The sequence below is a fragment of the Nocardiopsis sp. NPDC049922 genome (assembly GCF_040660275.1).
Taxonomy (GTDB): Bacteria; Actinomycetota; Actinomycetes; order Streptosporangiales; family Streptosporangiaceae; genus Nocardiopsis.
In genome coordinates this window covers 1-17,150 of sequence record NZ_JBFAME010000036.1, presented here as the reverse complement: position 1 = coordinate 17,150, position 17,150 = coordinate 1, and the positions used below count along the sequence as shown (strand labels likewise).

At 71.3% G+C, this 17,150-nt stretch carries 15 protein-coding genes; 5 read left to right on the top strand and 10 right to left on the bottom strand.

The genetic code is table 11. The features are described from left to right. Positions 1-210 precede the first annotated feature (210 nt). Positions 211-1,257, bottom strand: coding sequence for a 3-deoxy-7-phosphoheptulonate synthase (aroF, locus tag AB0I72_RS27800; protein WP_358573905.1), 1,047 nt, complete (start codon positions 1,255-1,257; stop codon positions 211-213). Between the two features lie 382 nt (positions 1,258-1,639). Between aroF and AB0I72_RS27795 the strand changes: the two genes are divergently transcribed. Then, positions 1,640-2,275, top strand: a complete 636-nt coding sequence (locus AB0I72_RS27795) for a molybdopterin-dependent oxidoreductase (RefSeq protein WP_358573902.1) — start codon at positions 1,640-1,642, stop codon at positions 2,273-2,275. A gap of 13 nt (positions 2,276-2,288) precedes the next feature. Here the strand turns inward: AB0I72_RS27795 and AB0I72_RS27790 are convergent, their stop codons facing one another. The 3 genes from AB0I72_RS27790 to AB0I72_RS27780 are packed head-to-tail and all read right to left on the bottom strand — an operon-like array spanning position 2,289 to position 5,149. After that, complete coding sequence (locus tag AB0I72_RS27790) at positions 2,289-3,491, bottom strand: DUF5931 domain-containing protein (protein WP_358573911.1); 1,203 nt, start codon at positions 3,489-3,491, stop codon at positions 2,289-2,291. A gap of 3 nt (positions 3,492-3,494) precedes the next feature. Beyond that, complete coding sequence (locus tag AB0I72_RS27785; protein WP_358573899.1) at positions 3,495-4,355, bottom strand: hypothetical protein; 861 nt, start codon at positions 4,353-4,355, stop codon at positions 3,495-3,497. Further along, entirely contained in the window at positions 4,352-5,149 is a 798-nt protein-coding gene (locus AB0I72_RS27780) for an alpha/beta fold hydrolase (protein WP_358573896.1), read from the bottom strand. The genes AB0I72_RS27785 and AB0I72_RS27780 overlap by 4 nt, the downstream gene beginning before the upstream one ends. Positions 5,150-5,511: 362 nt before the next feature. On the opposite strand from AB0I72_RS27780, the gene AB0I72_RS27775 reads away from it, so the two are divergent. Further along, positions 5,512-6,360: a lysophospholipid acyltransferase family protein gene (locus AB0I72_RS27775; RefSeq protein ID WP_358573893.1), complete on the top strand. Its 849-nt coding sequence runs from the start codon at positions 5,512-5,514 to the stop codon at positions 6,358-6,360. Between the two features lie 107 nt (positions 6,361-6,467). On the opposite strand, the gene AB0I72_RS27770 is transcribed toward AB0I72_RS27775, so the two are convergent. Next, positions 6,468-7,415 carry an ROK family glucokinase gene (locus AB0I72_RS27770; RefSeq protein WP_358573891.1) on the bottom strand — a complete coding sequence of 316 codons (948 nt, stop codon included), beginning with the start codon at positions 7,413-7,415 and terminating at the stop codon, positions 6,468-6,470. Between the two features lie 140 nt (positions 7,416-7,555). Continuing rightward, a complete protein-coding gene (locus AB0I72_RS27765) occupies positions 7,556-7,987 on the bottom strand; it encodes a hypothetical protein (protein ID WP_358573889.1) in 432 nt (143 codons plus the stop codon). Between the two features lie 397 nt (positions 7,988-8,384). On the opposite strand from AB0I72_RS27765, the gene AB0I72_RS27760 reads away from it, so the two are divergent. Then, positions 8,385-10,184: a long-chain fatty acid--CoA ligase gene (locus tag AB0I72_RS27760; protein ID WP_358573887.1), complete on the top strand. Its 1,800-nt coding sequence runs from the start codon at positions 8,385-8,387 to the stop codon at positions 10,182-10,184. Positions 10,185-10,335: 151 nt separating this feature from the next. Here the strand turns inward: AB0I72_RS27760 and AB0I72_RS27755 are convergent, their stop codons facing one another. The 4 genes from AB0I72_RS27755 to AB0I72_RS27740 form a co-directional block, all read right to left on the bottom strand. Continuing rightward, positions 10,336-11,982 (bottom strand): cytochrome bc complex cytochrome b subunit, encoded by a 1,647-nt coding sequence (locus tag AB0I72_RS27755; RefSeq protein ID WP_358573885.1) that lies wholly within the window; start codon positions 11,980-11,982, stop codon positions 10,336-10,338. Between the two features lie 3 nt (positions 11,983-11,985). Beyond that, positions 11,986-13,182 carry a Rieske 2Fe-2S domain-containing protein gene (locus tag AB0I72_RS27750; RefSeq protein ID WP_358573883.1) on the bottom strand — a complete coding sequence of 399 codons (1,197 nt, stop codon included), beginning with the start codon at positions 13,180-13,182 and terminating at the stop codon, positions 11,986-11,988. Further along, positions 13,175-14,086 carry a cytochrome c gene (locus AB0I72_RS27745; protein WP_358573908.1) on the bottom strand — a complete coding sequence of 304 codons (912 nt, stop codon included), beginning with the start codon at positions 14,084-14,086 and terminating at the stop codon, positions 13,175-13,177. The genes AB0I72_RS27750 and AB0I72_RS27745 overlap by 8 nt, the downstream gene beginning before the upstream one ends. A gap of 95 nt (positions 14,087-14,181) precedes the next feature. After that, positions 14,182-14,757 carry a heme-copper oxidase subunit III gene (locus tag AB0I72_RS27740; protein WP_358573880.1) on the bottom strand — a complete coding sequence of 192 codons (576 nt, stop codon included), beginning with the start codon at positions 14,755-14,757 and terminating at the stop codon, positions 14,182-14,184. Between the two features lie 534 nt (positions 14,758-15,291). Between AB0I72_RS27740 and AB0I72_RS27735 the strand changes: the two genes are divergently transcribed. Together AB0I72_RS27735 and trpD are read left to right on the top strand one after the other, a co-directional pair. After that, positions 15,292-15,729 (top strand): hypothetical protein, encoded by a 438-nt coding sequence (locus tag AB0I72_RS27735; protein ID WP_358573878.1) that lies wholly within the window; start codon positions 15,292-15,294, stop codon positions 15,727-15,729. Positions 15,730-15,957: 228 nt separating this feature from the next. After that, on the top strand, positions 15,958-17,046 hold the full coding sequence (gene trpD / locus AB0I72_RS27730) for an anthranilate phosphoribosyltransferase (protein WP_358573875.1): 1,089 nt from the start codon (positions 15,958-15,960) through the stop codon (positions 17,044-17,046). Positions 17,047-17,150 lie beyond the last annotated feature (104 nt).

The following is a 17,150-nucleotide window of genomic DNA, read 5'->3' as shown; positions in this document are numbered from 1 at the left end:
GGCCGTGCGCGCCCGGGCGCGGCCCGGTGCTCCCGGGGGTCCGGCGGGGGCGGCGCCGTGTCTCTTTGGGCCTCCGCTTCGCTTCGGCCCGTGTTCGGGCGCCCCAAGGCCAGGGATGCTTCCTCCTCACCTTCGCCTGACGCTCGTTCCTCGCTAGCGGCTCAGCTCGTCGTGCAGCACCCTGGCGGCGCCCGAACAAACCCCCAGGGCTCAGAAGGCGGCGAGCTGGCGGCCCGGGGCCGGGGTCAGCTCGCGGCCGCCGAGCGTGGCCAGCGTGCCCGCGAGGTCGCGCAGCTCGGCCAGGTCCTCCTCCAGGAGCGCCTGGGGGCCGTCGCACAGCGCGTTCTCCGGGCTCGGGTGCACGTCCACGATGACGCCGTCGGCGCCGATCGCGATGGCGGCGCGGGACAGCGGCAGCACCAGCTCGCGCTTGCCGCCCGAGTGCGACGGGTCCACGATCACCGGCAGGTGGGACAGGTTCTGCGCGACCGGCACCGCGCTGATGTCCAAGGTGTTGCGGGTCGCCTTCTCGAAGGTGCGGATGCCGCGCTCGCACAGGACGATGTCGAGGTTGCCGCGCTGGGCGATGTACTCGGCGGCCATCAGCCACTCCTCGATGGTGGCGCTCATGCCGCGCTTGAGCAGGACCGGCTTGCCCGCGTCACCCACCGCCTGGAGCAGGGCGAAGTTCTGCATGTTGCGCGTGCCGACCTGGAGCATGTCGGCGTAGGAGGCGACGAGCTCGACGTCGGCCGCGTCGACGACCTCGGTCACGATCGGCAGCCCGGTCTCCTCGCGCACGTCGGCGAGGATCCGCAGCCCCGCCTCGCCCAGACCCTGGAAGGCGTACGGCGAGGTGCGCGGCTTGTAGGCGCCGCCCCTCAGCAGCGAGGCGCCCGCGGTCATCGCCATGCGCGCCGCGGCCAGGGTCTGCTCGGGCGTCTCGACGGCGCACGGGCCGGCGATGACCGTCACGTGGTCGCCGCCGATCGGCACGCCGCGCACGCTGACCACGGACCGGCTGTCGTGGTTCTCGCGGCTGACCAGCTTGTACGGGGCGGAGATCCGTAGTACGTCGCTCACGCCGGGCTTGGCGGCCAGGCCCAGGTCCTGGAACCGTTCGACGTCCCCGACGAGGCCGATGATCGTGCGGCTCACGCCGCGCGTCACGTAGGCCTCGCCCCCGGCGGAGGCGACGAGGTCGACCAGATCGTCGATGTTCTCGGAAGTGGCGTCCGGTGCCATCACGATGACCATGTGCGTTTCCCCTGCTTGTCGGTGTTGGTGGCTGAGCCGCGCGGGACCGCGTTCACCGGGTGGCCGGGCCGGAACGCGAAGGAGCCCCGGGCCGACCGGCCCGGGGCTCCTTGTGAGGTCTTCTGTCAGCGCAGCGCTTGACAGGCGACCGTCCGAGGATCGGGCCGGTAGCCATAAAAGCGCCAGAAGTTCCGCTGCATGGGTGCGACTATAGCGCACGATCGGCGGCGAGCCGAGCACCCGGGGCGAGTGACGTAGCTCTCGTGCCGCCTGGCAGGATGGCCAGATGCCGACCTTTCCCCACAGGACGGGAGAACCCGCCCACCAGCGGCGGAGTCGAGACCGGGGTCGACAGGCCGGAGCCAGAGGATCGGAGGACGGAGTGTCCGACGGAACGGGGGACGGTGACCGGGAGGACACACGGGCGGTGCGGTTGCCGCCGGGCCAGGCCCTGCGGAGCGAGCACCGGGCCCTGCACTACGGGCCCGTGCCGACCTTCCGCGAGCACCGGTGGGACTTCCGGGTGATGGGGGTCACCGAGACGCTCGGCAGCCACCGTTGGACGTGGGAGGAGTTCGGGCGGCTGCCGACGACGGACTCGGTGAGCGACTTCCACTGCGTGATGCGGTTCAGCGTCCCGGACGTGCGCTGGCGCGGCGTGCGCGCGGTGGACCTGGTCAGGGTCGCCCCGCCCGGCCCCGAGGTGACCCACGTGATGGCGTGGGGCGAGTACGGGTACAGCGCGAACCTGCCGCTGGAGACCTTCCTGGACGAGGACGTCGTGCTGGCCACGCACCGGGGCGGTGAGCCGCTGGCCCCGGAGCACGGGTTCCCGCTGCGCCTGGTGGTGCCGAGGCTGTACGGCTGGAAGAGCGTGAAGTGGCTGCGCGCCGTGGAGTACATGACCGCGGACCGGCGCGGCTTCTGGGAGGAGCGCGGCTACCACAACCGCGCCGACCCCTGGCGCGAACAGCGCTTCTCCTACCAGGAGGAACCCGGGCACGGCCCGCCCCCGTGAGCGTGGCGCCCGGTCAGGCGCCGTCCCGGGCGCGCTCGCGGTGGAGCCGGAGTTCGACCTCCGTGCCCTCCTCGGGCCCGCTCACGACCTCCGCGGTGCCGCCCAGGTCGCGCAGTCGGCCCAGGACCGACTGCGCCACGCCGAGACGCCCGTCCCGGCGGGCCTCGTCGAGTCTCCCCGGCGGGAAGCCGGGCCCCTCGTCCCGGACGGAGACGGTCACGGCGTCGTCCTCGTCCTCCACCAGGACCCAGGCGGGCGTGCCCGGCGGACAGTGCCGCGCCACGTTGTCCAGGGCGGCCGCGACGGCGGCGGCGAGTTCGCGCGCCGCGTGGGCGGGGAGCGTGACCGGGGTGGCGGGCGCGGCGACGGTCACGTGCACCGACTCGTGCCGTCGGACCAGGTCGCGCAGGTCGACCGTGCCGGCGTCGCCGGTGTCCGCGGCGCCGGGCGTGTCGAACGCTCCGGGCCCGGGGGCGGTCTCGGCGCCACGGGTGTCCTCGCCGTCCACGAGGCCGTCGGTGAACAGGGAGCGCAGCCGCACCTCCTGCTCCCCCGCCATGCGGCCGAGTTCGGCGGCCTCTCCGCCGACCTCCGCGCCGCGCCTGCTGACCAGGGCCAGCACCTGGAGCACCGAGTCGTGGACGGAGCGGGCCAGCTGCTCGCGTTCACGGATGCGCGCCTCCAGGGCGACCGCGCGTGCGAACCGCTCCTCCGCGCGTTCGGCCACCCTCGCCATGTACCCGACGGCCAGGCCGGTGAGCAGGAGGAGGACCACGCCGCGCGCGGTCGCGCCGGTCAGGGCGGCGTCCATGACCACGCGCAGGGTGATGTCGGCGAACCCGTACAGGAGGGCGACGGCGGCCGACCCGCGCCGGCCCCAGATGACGCTGGCCGAGAGCGCGGCCCCGGCGAACCAGTAACCGCTCAGCGGCGGGGCCTGGGTGAGGTAGTGGGCGGTGGCGGCGGGGGCCGTGGCGAACAGGCAGGCGAAGGACACGGCGAGGTCGGCGGTGAGCAGGCGCCACGTGCGCAGCGGCGGACGGGCGTAGGCGCGTGTGGTGACCACCGTCCAGGCCGCCATGAGCGCGAGCACGGACCAGGCCAGCCAGGGACGGCTCAGGGCGTCGTGGTGCAGGACGGCCAGGGCCGCCGCGTAGGCGAGGGAGGCGGCGCGGAAGACGGCGATCGCGCGCCAGAGGGGGACGTCGAAACCCAGGGCTCAGACCACCGCCCCGTCGTCGGGGCCGTCGCCCCCGGACCTGCTGTCGGTCATGCGCAGGATCAGCACCACGAAGCTGACCAGGAAGGCGGCGATCGCCATGAACATCAGCCAGTTGGGGAGCCTGATCCCGGCGAAGGCGGCGCCGAAGAGGACGACCGGCCCGCCCAGGAGACCGAACCACGCCGCGATGCCGAGCCGGTCGCCCTGGAGCAGCGGCGGCGGGGGCGGGGGTTCGTAGTGGCCCTCGCGTTCGGCCTCGGCCCGGCGGCGCGCCTCCTCCTCGGCGGCCTCGCGGGCCAGGGCGTCGTCGTGGTCGAAGGTCGGACCGCCCGCGAGCAGGTCGCCCAGGGGAGGTTCGTCACGCTCGTCGGGGACGCTCAGGTTCTCGGCGTCGGGCCAGGCGGCCCGGCGGCGGGTCGTGGCGCCGTCCGCGTCGCCGTCGTAGAAGCGCGCGACCAGGTCGTTCCAGACGTCGTCCTCGTCAGGGGGGTCCACCGGGGGCGCGTCGGGGTCGGCGTGGACCGGAGGCCCCTCCAGCAGGTCGCCGCCGCGCTGGGGGTCGCGGTCCTCGGGGGCGGGGACGGCGCCCGTCCGGCCGCCGAGGTCGGGGAGCTCCACCCCCAGGACGTGCTCGGCCGCCGTGCGCTCCTCGGCGTCGACGTACAGGTGGTCGGTGGGCGGGTCGTCGGCCTCTCCCCCGCCGCCCGGTTCGAGGACGTCCTCGTCCAGGGGGACCGCGTAGGCGGCGATCCCGCTGCGGCGCAGGGCCTCCAGCATGCGATCGGCGTGGGACGGCGCGAGGAGGGCCAGGGGGACGTAGGCATCGGCGAGCAGGCCGTTGCCCCGACGTCGTGTCATCGGACCGCTCCTTCCCCGCTTCTCCTCTGCTCCCGCACGAAGGCGAGGCTCCCGTCGAAGATCACGTCGGCGTCGTGGTCGAGCGTCGCCACGTGGTAGCTGTCGTGGAGCAGGTGGATCGTCAACGACGTGTTGACCGCCCTCCTTGCGAGCATACGCAGACTGCGCGGACCGACGACGTGGTCCTGCGGGCTGCGGTAGGCCAGGATCGGCGCTCGCAAACCGGACATGCCCTCCTGAACCGCGCGCCACAGCTTCGGGAGTGTCGCGGCCGCGGCCGTGGGCGTGCGCGTGTAACCGCCCTCCCGCTCGCCGGGCTTGGCGACGTCGCTCGTCAACCCGGGCGTGGAGGGCATGATCCGCGCGGCCAGGCCGCGGAACGGGGCGACGAGCGGGAGCCGGACGTCCTCCACGACCAGGGACGGGTTGACCACCACCGCGCCGCGCACCAAGTGCGGGTGTTCCTGGGCCAGACGGAGGGTGAGGGCGCCGCCCATCGACAGGCCCATGACGAACACCTCCTCGCACCGGGAGGCCAGGTCGAGCAGGGCCCGCTCGACCGCGGCGTACCAGTCGTCGCTGGTGGTGAGGTTCATGTCCTGCCAGCGGGTGCCGTGCCCCGGCAGGAGGGGCACCTCGACGCTGTACCCGGCGGCGGCCAGACGCTCGGCCCAGGGGCGCATGGAGTAGGGGGAGCCGGTGAAGCCGTGACAGAGGAGGACACCGACCTCGGACCCCCGGTGGCTGTAGGGTTCCGCTCCCGGCAGCAGGGGGGTGACGGCGGTCGGTCTCATGCGGCGGCTCCAGGGGCTCGTGCGTACGGGCGCGGGTGACGGCAGGCCCCCGGCTTCAGGCGTGAGGTTAGTCGTTCGACGATCCGTTCGCCATCGAGGGTTCCCCCGCGCCGCGCCGTGTCCCCGGAGGGGAACGTCATGATGCTCGGGTCGGTGGGTATCCTCTTACGGGTCGGGCGTGGCCGTCCGATTGGGGACGCTTTGGCAGTTGCCCCCGTGCGATGGGAAGATGGCGCACGTCAGGTAACGGCTCCTCCGCACCCGGCGGGCGGAGGCGTTCGCGACCTTGTTGGCCGAGCGGGACAGTGAACCGAGGCAGACCCTGCCCAGAGCTCCCCGCGTGTGCAGGGGTGATCTCAACGATGTTCTACTGGGTGGTCAAGGCGATCCTGGGGCCGGTCCTGGCCGTTCTGTGGCAGCCGCGTGCCGAGGGCGTGGAGAACGTGCCGCGGCGGGGCGCGGCGATCATGGTGAGCAACCACCTGTCCTTCTCCGACCATTTCTTCGGCCCACTGCCGCTGCCGCGCAAGATCACCTTCCTGGCCAAGGCCGAGTACTTCACCGGGACGGGCGTCAAGGGTCTGGTCAGCCGGGCGTTCTTCACCGGTGTGGGACAGATCCCCATCGACCGCTCCGGCGGCAAGGCGAGCGAGGCGGCGCTGCGCACGGGCCTGCGCGTCCTCAAGCGCGGCGACCTGCTGGGCATCTACCCCGAGGGCACCCGCTCCCCCGACGGCCGTCTCTACCGCGGCCGCACGGGTGTGGCGCGCCTGGCGTTGGAGGCCAGGGTCCCGGTGGTGCCGATGGCGATGATCAACCTGGAGAAGATCATGCCGCCCGGCCGCACCATCCCGAAGCTGGGCGTACGCCCCAAGGTGGTGTTCGGCGAGCCGCTGGACTTCTCCCGCTACCACGGGATGGAGCGCGACCCCCGCGTCCTGCGCGCCGTCACCGACGAGATCATGTACGCGCTGATGTCGCTGTCCGGCCAGGAGTACGTGGACCGGTACGCGCAGTCGGTCAAGGCGGAGCTGGAGGCCGAGGCCAAGGAGGCCCGCCGCGAGCAGCACGCCTCCGACAAGGACCGCAGGCGCACCGAGCGCGCCAAGCGCAAGGAGGAGCGGCGCACACGCCGCGAGGAGAAGCGGGCCGAGCGCGCCGAGCGCAAGGCCGCCGGGCGGGGCGGCGAGGAGCAGGACGCGAAGGACTGAGTCCGCCCCACCCCACACGCGACGAGGGCGCGGCTCCGGTGTTCCCACCGGGCCGCGCCCTGCTTGCTTGGGGCCTGCGCTTCGTGGCGGCCCAGTTTCGTGGCGGCTCAGTGCCGGGCCAGGTCCCCCGCGCCGACGATGCCCGCCTCGCCGCCGAGCTCGGCCAGGCGCACCTGCGCCAGGCGGCGGTAGGGTCGCCCGGAGACGTGGCGGGCGTAGGAGGCCCGGACCGGGTCGAGGAGGATCCTCCCCGCGTCGGACACCCCGCCGCCGATGACGAAGCACTCCGGGTCGAGGATGGCCGCGAGGTCGGCCAGGCCCATCCCCGCCCACTCGCCCACGGAGGCGAAGCACCCCAGGGCGGCCGCGTCGCCCTCCAGGGCCGCCTGGGTGACGATCGGCCCCTGGACGCGCTCCACGTCCCCCTCGGCGAGCTTGAGCATCCGCTCCGCCGCCCGGGGGTGGGTACGGGCCAGGTCCTGCGCCTCGGCGACCAGGGCGCGGCCGCTGGCGTACTGCTCCCAGCACCCGTGGTTGCCGCACGGGCACCGGCGGCCGAAGGGCACCATCCGGTAGTGGCCGACCTCCGAGGCCACGCCGAAGCGCCCCCGGTACAGCTTGCCGTCCAGCACCAGCCCGCCGCCGATCCCCGTGCCCAGGGTGACGCAGACGATGTGGTCGCTCCCGCGGCCCGCGCCGAACCGGGCCTCGGCCCACGCGGCGGCGTTGGCGTCGTTCTCCACCACGACGGGCAGGCCGACGCGCTCCTGGACGAGGTCCCGGAGCGGGTGGTCGTGCAGACCGAGGTTGACGGCGACCTGGACGGTGGCCCGGTCCTCGTCGACGAACCCGGCCATGCCCACGCCGACGGCGACGCAGTCTCCCTCGGTGCGCCGGTCGCGCAGTTCGCGGACGGCCCGGGCGACGACGTCGGCGAGTTCCTCGGAAGCGTTGGCCGGGGTGGGGTACCTGACCTTGTCCAGGATCTTCCCGTCGGGGTCGACGACCCCCGCGGCGACCTTGGTGCCACCGATGTCTACGCCGATGGTCAGCATGGGGGAGACTCCTCCGTACTTACGCCCGAACTCTGACATAAGTATCAAGGTTCGCGACAGAGAACTTGCAAATGTGGGAAACCATTCGATTAAACCAGGCCCCCACCCTCGCGAACACCCCTTCGGCGAAACCCGTGGATCTAGACTGATCCGCCCCTCGTGACCTGCTTGTCCGTACCGCCCGCGTCCGCCCCGCCACTCCGCGCCCCCGGCGCGTCGTTCCGGGTCTGCTCCAGGGAGCGCTCGACCACGCCCCACGTGCGGCCGAGCGCGTCGGCCATCACCAGACCCGCCCGCCCGAGGTGCCCGGCGATCTGCGGCGCGCTGGCGCGGACGATGTCGAGGACCTCGCTCAGCGGCGGGCGCTCCGGCTCCGTCTCCAGGCGGATCGCCTCCTCCCACACGTCCCCCTTGGACGGCGGCGTCGTGACCGCGCTGACCCCGCGTCTGACCCCGGCGGCCAGCAGCTTGCGCTGGAGGCCGTCGACCAGCCGCAGCGCGTCCTCGACGAGGTCGGGCGACGACCCGCTCCCACCGGACGTCCCCTCGCCCCGACCGTTGTTCTCCGTCATGTCAGACCTCCTTGGCGCCGCGTCCGTTGGCCTTACGTTAACCGGCCGCCAGAGCGCCCCACAGGGCCCTCAGGGCCGAACCAGGGGGGAACCAGGGAGACCCCGAGGGAGCGGACACCAGACGCCCGCGCCGACACCACCGGAACACCACGGAAAGCGACAATCAACGCGTTGTTCACCCCAGGTGCACAAACCCCACGCGCGCGATAGTGTCGCGTGCGTGCGCGGAGCCGCCGGGACGAGCCGTCCGCCCCCACGCGTCCACCCACGTCAGACACCAGGTTCGGTCACCGTTGGATACCGAACCGCAACCTGTCCTACTCACGAGTAGCATGGTGTTGTTACGGTCGTCACGTCCCCACACAAGAGAACCCCGTACACGCCCAGGAGCCACAACGTGCGCGAATACAGCTCTCCCGCGAAAGCTGAGATCTCCGACGACGCGCGGCTGACCGACACGCTCTACGCGCGCGCGGCCAGCGAGCCCAACGCCGTCGCCGCCCGCCGACTGGAGTCCGGACAGTGGCGCGACGTCACCGTCGCCGAACTGCACGGCGACATCACCGCGTACGCCAAGGCGCTGATCAACGCGGGTGTCGAGCACGGTGACCGGGTCGCCCTCATGTCCCGGACCCGCTACGAGTGGACGGTCGTCGACTACGCGATCTGGTCCGTCGGCGGCGTCACCGTACCGATCTACGAGACCTCCTCCGCCGAGCAGATCGAGTGGATCCTCACCGACTCCGGCGCCAAGGCCGCCTTCGTGGAGACCGACGCCCACGCCGAACGCCTGGAGTCGGTCCGCTCGGCCTCCCCCGACCTCGCCCACGTGTGGAGGTTCGACGGCGACGACCTCGCCGCCCTGCGCTCCACCGGCTCCGACGTCGACGACGCCACGCTCGACGAGCGCCGCACCGCGGTCAAGGTCGACGACATCGCCACCCTCATCTACACCTCGGGGACCACCGGCCGCCCCAAGGGCTGTCAGCTGACCCACCGCAACTTCCTGTTCATCGCCCACTCGGCGCTGGCGGGGCCGGCCAAGCAGATCCTCACGGAGACGCCGCACCCCTCCACCCTGCTCTTCCTCCCCCTCGCGCACGTGTTCGCACGGTTCGTGCAGGTCATGGTCATCGAGGGCAAGGCGGTCCTGGGGCACTTCCCGTCGACGGGCCCCGAGCTGGTCGACCAGTTCGGCGTCTTCAAGCCCACCTTCATCCTCGCCGTCCCCCGCGTCTTCGAGAAGGTCTTCACCAAGGCCGAGCAGAAGGCCACCGCCGAGGGCAAGGGCAAGATCTTCGGCGCGGCCGCCGACACCGCGATCGACTACAGCAAGGCCCTGGCCACCGGCCAGGTGCCGTTCGGCCTCAAGCTCAAGCACGCCGTGTTCAAGAAGCTCGTCTACGGCAAGCTCATGGACCGGCTCGGCGGCCAGTGCCGGTACGCCGTCTCCGGCGGGTCCGCCCTCGGCGAACGTCTCGGGCACTTCTTCCGCGGCGCGGGCCTGACCATCATCGAGGGCTACGGCCTCACCGAGACCACCGCGCCCACCACGGTCAACAGCCCCGGCTTCAACAAGATCGGCACGGTCGGCCAGCCCCTGCCCGGCACCACCGCGCGGATCGGCGAGGACGGCGAGATCCTCGCCAAGGGCGACCACATCATGGTCGGCTACTGGGACAACGAGAAGGCCACCCGGGAGGCGTTCACCGAGGACGGCTTCTACCGCACCGGTGACCTCGGCACCCTCGACGACGACGGCTTCCTCAGCGTCACCGGGCGCAAGAAGGAGATCATCGTGACGGCGGGCGGCAAGAACGTCGCCCCGGCCGTCCTGGAGGACCGTATCCGGGCCCACGCCCTCGTCAGCCAGTGCATGGTCGTCGGCGACAACCGCAAGTTCATCGCCGCCCTGGTCACGATCGACCCCGAGTCGTTCGAGCAGTGGAAGTCCGCCAAGGGCAAGACCGGCGAGATCGCCGACCTCACCGAGGACCCGGACCTCAACGCCGCCGTCCAGGAGGCCGTGGACCACGCCAACCAGGCCGTCTCCAAGGCCGAGGCGATCAAGAAGTTCCGCATCCTGCCCAGCGACTTCACCGAGGAGAGCGGTCAGCTGACGGCCTCCATGAAGGTCAAGCGCCACGTGGTGAGCAAGAGCTGGAGCCGGGAGATCGACGAGATCTACAACGTGTGATCCTCCTGCGCTGAGAGAGGGAGTCGGCCGTCCCCCGGGGGCGGCCGGCTCCCTCTCTCGTCGTCCGCGGCCCCGGCACACGGCATGGCCCCGGACACACGACGGGCCCGGCCGTGGATCCGGCCGGGCCCGTGGTGTGCGGTGCGCGCCCCTAGTGGGCCGCGGACTCCTTCTCCGCCTCGGCGGAGTGGTGCAGGTGGTGACCGCTGTGCGGCTCCACACCCTCGAAGGACACGTAGTCCTTCGTGTACCAGTGCGCCAGGGCTCGGCGGAGCCTGCCCATGGCCTTGCGCTTGCCGGGGCTCTCGACGCCCTTGTCGTCGGTCTCCTCGCCCAGGGCGGTCGAGGAGATCGTCGGCTTGCTCAGCAGCGCGTCCACCGTGTCCTGGGAGCTCTCCTTGTGGACCTCGATGAACTCACCGCTGGGCAGCTGCTGGATGACGCCGCTCTCGTACCCGTGCTCCAGGGTCTCGCGGTCACGCCGCTGCAGACCCAGGCAGATCCGCTTGGTGACGATGAACGCGATGACCGGGCCGACGATGATCGCCGCACGGAAGATGTACGTGGTGACGTACAGCTCGATCGAGAACGTCTCCGACAGGATGTCGTTCGACCCGGCGAGCCAGAGGACGCCGTAGGCGGTGACGCCCGCGACGCCCAGACCGGTGCGGACCGGGGCGTTGCGCGGCCGGTCGGCCACGTTGTGCGGACGCCGGTCGCCGGTGATCCACGCCTCCAGGAACGGCCAGGCGGCCAGGCCGCCGAAGAGCAGACCCATGAGGCCCAGGCCCGGGACGAGGACCGCGGTGGGAACCGCGTAGCCGAAGATCTGGAAGTCGAACGTGTTCGGGAAGATCCGCAGCGCCCCCTCCAGGAAGCCCATGTACCAGTCCGGCTGGAGACCGGAGGTGATGGAGGTCGGCGTGAACGGCCCGAACAGGTGGATCGGGTTGACCTGCACGAACGCGGCGAGGCCGGCGGCCACGGCGAACGTGAAGAAGAAGAACCCGCCCGCCTTGACCGCGAAGCCGGGGAACATGGGCGTTCCCACCACGGTCTTGTTCGTCTTGCCCGTGCCCGGGTACTGCGTGTGCTTCTGGTGCCACAGGATCATGAAGTGCGCCGCGATCAGCGCGAGCAGCAGAGCCGGCAGCAGCAGGATGTGCAGCATGTACAGGCGCGGGATGATCAGATCGCCGGGGAACTCCCCGCCGAACAGGAACATCGAGATGTAGCTGCCGACCAGCGGCAGGGCCATGATCACACCCTGGAGGATGCGCACGCCCATGCCGGAGGGCAGGTCGTCCGGCAGCGAGTAGCCGAAGAGGCCCTCGACGATGGCGATCGTGAAGATTCCGACGCCGATCAGCCAGTTGATCTCGCGCGGCTTGCGGAACGCACCGGTGAAGAACACACGGAGCATGTGCACCACCAGCGAGGCCACGAAGATCAGCGCGGCCCAGTGGTGGATCTGCCGGACGAGGAACCCGCCGCGGACGTCGAAGTCGATGAACAGGGTCGAGGCGTAGGCCTCACTCATCTCGACGCCCTGGAGGCGTTCGTAGGAGCCGTCGTAGACGATCTCCGCCATGCTCGGCTTGAACCACAGGGTCAGGAAGACACCCGTGACGAGCAGGATGATGAACGAGTACAGCGCGATCTCGCCCAGCATGAACGACCAGTGGTTCGGGAAGACCTTGCGGAGGTTCTTCTCACCGGTCTTGGCGAGGTGGAAGCGGTCGTCGATGAAGTTGCCGACGCCGCGCAGCGCCTTGGGTGCTTGCGTGGTCTTACTCATCGACTAGTCCTTCGCGTAGTCCCAGAACGTCGGCCCGGGCGGCTCGGTGAAGTCGCCCGTCGCGACCAGGTAGCCCTCGTCGTCGACGCCGATCGGCAATTGCGGCAGGGGACGGTGCGCCGGACCGAACACGACCTCGGCGGCGTTGGCCGCGTCGAAGGTCGACTGGTGGCACGGGCACAGGATGCGGTGCGTCGTGCGCTCGTACAGCGCCGCCGGGCAACCCACGTGGGTGCAGATCTTGGAGTAGGCGACGATGCCGTTGTGCGTCCAGTTGATCCGCGGCTCGTCCTGCCCCTCGACCGTCTCGGTCATGCCCGACTTGTAGTCGCCCTCCGGGATCTTGATCAGGAGGATGACGGACTTGGCCTTGTCGTTCAGGCTGAGGTGGTAGTTCTCCGCGTACCGCTCGGACTCACCCTCTCCCTCGCCCTCGCCGTGGCCGCCCTCACCGTGACCGCCCTCGTGCGCGACGTAGGGCAGCGCGCTGATCATGCCGTTGGGCTCGGCCTCCAGGTCCTCGGCGCGGATGAACCGGTCGGTGCCCTCGACCACCATGCGCACGCCCTCCGCCCAGGGCGTGTCCCTGAGCTTGTCGCCGGGCAGGGGGCCCGTGTCGCGCAGCAGCACGATCGGGGCCAGGCCCAGCGGCAGCATGGCCGCGATGAGCGTCCTCCGCATCAGCGGGCGCCTGGTGAAGCCGCTCTCGTCGGCGCTCTTCATGAAGAAGTCGCCGAAGGAGCCCTTCTCCGCGTCACTGGAGGGCAGGTCGTCGTAGGGCGAGGAGACCTCGTAGTGGGGCATCACCTGGCGCGCCCACACCGTCATCCCGGCGCCGATGCCGAACAGCGCGAGGGCGAGCGTGCCGCCGAGGAGCATGTTCGAGTACTGGCCGATCTGCGGGTCAGCGATCGCCGGGACGTCCGCCGCGTTCGGCGGGAACAGGTAGTAGGAGACCAGGAAGCCGACACCGCCCAGGAAGGCGATGACGAACCACAGCGAGGCGATCCTCTCACCCCGGCGCTGGACCTCCTCCGGCTGCGCGTGGGTCTCGGAGGCCGGGTAGGGGCCCTCGTGCTCGGCCTCGGCGGAGGCGCTGGAGACCACGCTCTCCTCGGCCTCGGAGGACGGGGTACCGAGCACGCGCTCGGGACCGTCGGCTCCGGCCTCGGTGTTGTCGTTGTTGTTGTTCTCAGTCATGTGCACGCTGCTTCGCGGTGATCCAGATCGCGCAGGCGATGATCAGGGCCAGGCCGATGGTCCAGGAGATGAGGCCCTCGGCGACCTGACCGACGCGCGCCAGGTCGAAGACGCCACCGGCGTTCGGCTCGTCCTGCAGGGTCTTCACGTACGAGATCAGCTCCTGCTTCTCGTCGGACGTGATGACCGTGTCGGAGAACATCGGCATGGCGCCGGGGCCGGTGACCATGGCCTCGTAGATCTCGCGCGGGGTGGCGTCGTGGATCTCGGGGGCCCACCGGCCGTCGGTGAGGGCGCCGCCGGCACCGGACCAGCTGTGGCAGTGCGCACAGTTGGTCAGGTACAGCTTCATGCCCATCTCGGTGTCCTCGGCGCCGGCGATGTACTCCTCGTACTCGGCCTCGAACTCCTCGAGCGCGGCCTCGTACTCGGCCTCGGACTCCTCGACGGCCTCGTCGTACTCCTCCTCGGAGTCGAAGTCGGCGCGGTTGACCCGGAAGTCGTCTCGCTGGGGGGCGAGGTCCGGGACGTGGTACGGGATCTCCGCGCCGCTCTGGCCGTCCCTGATCTCCGCGTCGTAGTACGCGATCAGGTTGGCCAGGTCCTCGTCGGACATGGCCATGGGCTTGCGCGGCATCTGCGTGTCCGGGTTCGACGACGGCATACGGCCGGTGCTGACCTGGAAGTCGATCGCCGCGGGGCCGACCTCGCGCAGGTCCGGGCCCTGGACGGTGCCGTCCTCGGCCACCATGCCGGACCCGTCGTAGTTGTGGCACGTGGCGCACGTCTGGTCGAAGATCTGCCGGCCCTCGGCGACGTCGACGTCCTCGGGGGACGGCGCGTCAGCGGCGAGGGTCTGCGCCTGCGCCTGGTCGGGGGTGGGGGCCAGTGCGGCGTACCCCACCCCGAACAGGGCTAGCGCGAGGATGACGACGACATACCCCGCCAGGGGATGCCGTCGCCGCGCGGTAATCCATTTCACGGTTTCCCCGTTTCGGGTTACTGGATGAAGTAGATGGTGAAGAACAGAGCGATCCAGACGACGTCGACGAAGTGCCAGTAGTAGGACACGACGATCGCGCTGGTCGCCTGCTGGTGGGTGAAGCGCTTCGCGGCGTACGTGCGTCCCAGCATGATGAGGAACGCCAACAGCCCACCGGTGACGTGAAGCCCGTGGAAGCCCGTGGTCAGGTAGAACATCGACCCGTAGGCGCTGGACTGGAGAGTCAGGCCCTCGTGCGCGATGAGCACGTAGTACTCGTAGGCCTGTCCGAGAACGAAGAACAGGCCCATGAAGAACGTCAGGAAGAACCACGCGCGCAGCTTCTTGACGTCACCGCGCTCGGCGGCCCAGACGCCGGCCTGCGCGGTGAAGCTCGAAGCCACGAGCACCACGGTGATCGCGGTCGCCCACGGCACGTTGAGGTGCGTGTCCGGCCACGGACCCAGCTCGGGGTTGCCGTTCGTCACCGATCGGATGGTGAAGTACATCGCGAACAGCGCTGCGAAGAACATGAGCTCGTTGGCGAGCCACACGATGGTGCCAACGCTGACCAGGTCAGGACGCTTCGCCACACCATGCTCTGGTGTCGGTGTTGTTTTGAGGTTCGCGGTTGCTGTCGCCACGGGAGCATTATTACGGCATCTCGCGGAGACCCGTACTCGACCCCCCGTAAGGGGGCGGATCAGTACGGGTATCGACCCTCCAAGCGCCCCGGACCGGGGCGTTCACCGTGACTCGGGCGTTACTGTACCGACTCGGCCGCCGACCGCGCGGCAGCGACCCGCCGAACACGGCCGACAGGCGCGGTTCCGGGGCGACTGAGGCGATCCGTACCCGCATGGAATCCGCCGCAACCGCCCTCCGCCAACGCGCGGGTATCGAAAAGGTCACCGTTGCACAACGCCGCGCGCGGGACGTGTGGGCCGCTCCCCTCGGAGTGCTGGCATCCTGGGGGTGTCGAAGGTCTCAGCCCCGTCCCCGGCCTCCCGGGGACTCTGGGCACCGGGACCGCGAGGCAATAGAGTCGGACACGACACAGCCAACGAACGCCCCGGCCGCGCCCCCTCGACGGCGGCCGAGGACCGACGTGATGGGACGGTTGCGCGATGGTGGTCAGCGGTACGGACACGGACGCCCGGATGCGCGTGCTGGTCTACAGCGACAAGGCCGAGACCCGCGAACAGGTGCGGATGGCGATCGGGCGCCGCCCGGCCGCCGACGTGCCCCGGGTGGAGCTGGTCGAGTGCGCGACCGCGCCCGTCGTGATCCGCGGGCTGGAGGCGACCGACCCCTCGGAGCGGATCGACGTGGCCATCCTCGACGGCGAGGCCGCCCCGGTCGGCGGCATGGGTCTGTGCCGCCAGGTCAAGGACGAGATCTTCCGCTGCCCGCCGGTCCTGCTCCTGGTGGGCCGCCGCGACGACGGCTGGCTCGCGACCTGGTCGCAGGCCGACCAGGTGGTCAGCCACCCGATCGACCCCGTCGCGCTGGCCGAGTCCCTGGCGGAGCTGATGCGTCAGCGCGCCGCCGCCCTCAGCGGGTGACCCGGTGGGCCACCGCGCGACACTGAGCGACCGTCAGAACGCCGACAGGGAGATGCGTCGGCGTTCCGTCGTGCGCGGTGCGCTCAACCACGGTGCGGACACCGGGCGATGGCGTGGCCGCGCCCGATCCCGTCCCCTCGGGCGCTGACCGACGACGGAGCCGGTGCCTCGGCGTGCCGCCGTCCCGTCGCGCCCCATGCCCGTACGCACCGTGGAGTCGAAGAAGCGATGAACACCAAGCCCGACAACCCCGCCGACCGCGCGTCCGCCGTCACCGAACGGACCTGGTCCCACCTGATCACCGCTCTCCTGGACGGTCAGACGCTCAGCGCCGCCGACACCGAGTGGGCGATGAACGAGATCATGGCCGGCTCGGCGACCGACGCCCAGATCGCCGGATTCGCCATCGCGCTGCGGGCCAAGGGCGAGAGCGTGTCCGAGGTGACCGGTCTGGCCAGGGGCATGCTCGACAACGCCGTCCGGATCAGCGTGCCCGGACCGACCCTGGACATCGTCGGGACCGGCGGCGACCGCGCGCACACCGTGAACGTGTCGACGATGGCCGCGATCGTGGCGTCGGCGGCGGGCGCGCGCGTGGTCAAGCACGGCAACCGGGCGGCCTCCTCGTCCTGTGGGACCGCCGACGTGCTGGAGCGGCTGGGCGTGGTGCTGGACCTGCCCCCGGAGCTCACCGCCCGGGTCGCGGAGGAGGCGGGCATCACCTTCTGCTTCGCCCCGCTGTTCCACCCCTCGCTGCGCTTCGCCGCCAAGCCGCGCCGTGAACTGGCGGTGCCCACGGTGTTCAACTTCCTGGGCCCGCTGACCAACCCGGCGCGGCCCACCACGTCCGCCATCGGGGTGTTCGACGCGCGCATGTGCGAGGTGATCGCGGGCGTGTTCGCCGGTCGCGGCTCCTCGGCCCTGGTGTTCCGCGGGGACGACGGCCTGGACGAGCTGACCACGACCACCACGTCCACGGTGTGGGTGGTCCGTGACGGCGCGGCCCGGAGGGAGCGGTTGGACCCGGCGGACCTGGGCATCGAGCGTTCCACACCCGACGCGCTGCGCGGCGGCGACGTGGAGTTCAACGCTCAGGCGGTGCGCGACCTGCTGGCGGGCCGGCTGGGGCCGGTCCGGGACGCGGTCCTGCTCAACGCGGGCGCGGCGCTGGCGGCCGTGGACGGTGTCGGCGACTCCCTGGTGGAGTCCGTGCGCGCGGGCTACGAGCGCGCCGCCGCCGCGGTGGACAGCGGCGCCGCCGAGCGGGCGCTGGCGGCGTGGGTGGAGACCAGCCAGAGCCTCGCCAAGGGCGTCTAGGACTGTGGAGGGGCGGGGGGGGGGGGGGCCCCCCCCCCCCCCCCCCCCCCCCGGGGGCCGCAGCCCCCCCCACCGCGGGGGGGGGGGCGGGGGGGGGTGGTGGG

Bases quoted from the DNA above. Each gene is read 5' to 3' on its own strand.
- aroF (WP_358573905.1), bottom strand. From the start codon at position 1,257: ATGGTCATCGTGATGGCACCGGACGCCACTTCCGAGAACATCGACGAT.
- AB0I72_RS27775 (WP_358573893.1), top strand. From the start codon at position 5,512: ATGTTCTACTGGGTGGTCAAGGCGATCCTGGGGCCGGTCCTGGCCGTT.
- AB0I72_RS27735 (WP_358573878.1), top strand. From the start codon at position 15,292: ATGGTGGTCAGCGGTACGGACACGGACGCCCGGATGCGCGTGCTGGTC.
- AB0I72_RS27780 (WP_358573896.1), bottom strand. From the start codon at position 5,149: ATGAGACCGACCGCCGTCACCCCCCTGCTGCCGGGAGCGGAACCCTAC.
- AB0I72_RS27770 (WP_358573891.1), bottom strand. From the start codon at position 7,415: ATGCTGACCATCGGCGTAGACATCGGTGGCACCAAGGTCGCCGCGGGG.
- AB0I72_RS27750 (WP_358573883.1), bottom strand. From the start codon at position 13,182: ATGACTGAGAACAACAACAACGACAACACCGAGGCCGGAGCCGACGGT.
- AB0I72_RS27765 (WP_358573889.1), bottom strand. From the start codon at position 7,987: ATGACGGAGAACAACGGTCGGGGCGAGGGGACGTCCGGTGGGAGCGGG.
- trpD (WP_358573875.1), top strand. From the start codon at position 15,958: ATGAACACCAAGCCCGACAACCCCGCCGACCGCGCGTCCGCCGTCACC.
- AB0I72_RS27785 (WP_358573899.1), bottom strand. From the start codon at position 4,355: ATGACACGACGTCGGGGCAACGGCCTGCTCGCCGATGCCTACGTCCCC.
- AB0I72_RS27755 (WP_358573885.1), bottom strand. From the start codon at position 11,982: ATGAGTAAGACCACGCAAGCACCCAAGGCGCTGCGCGGCGTCGGCAAC.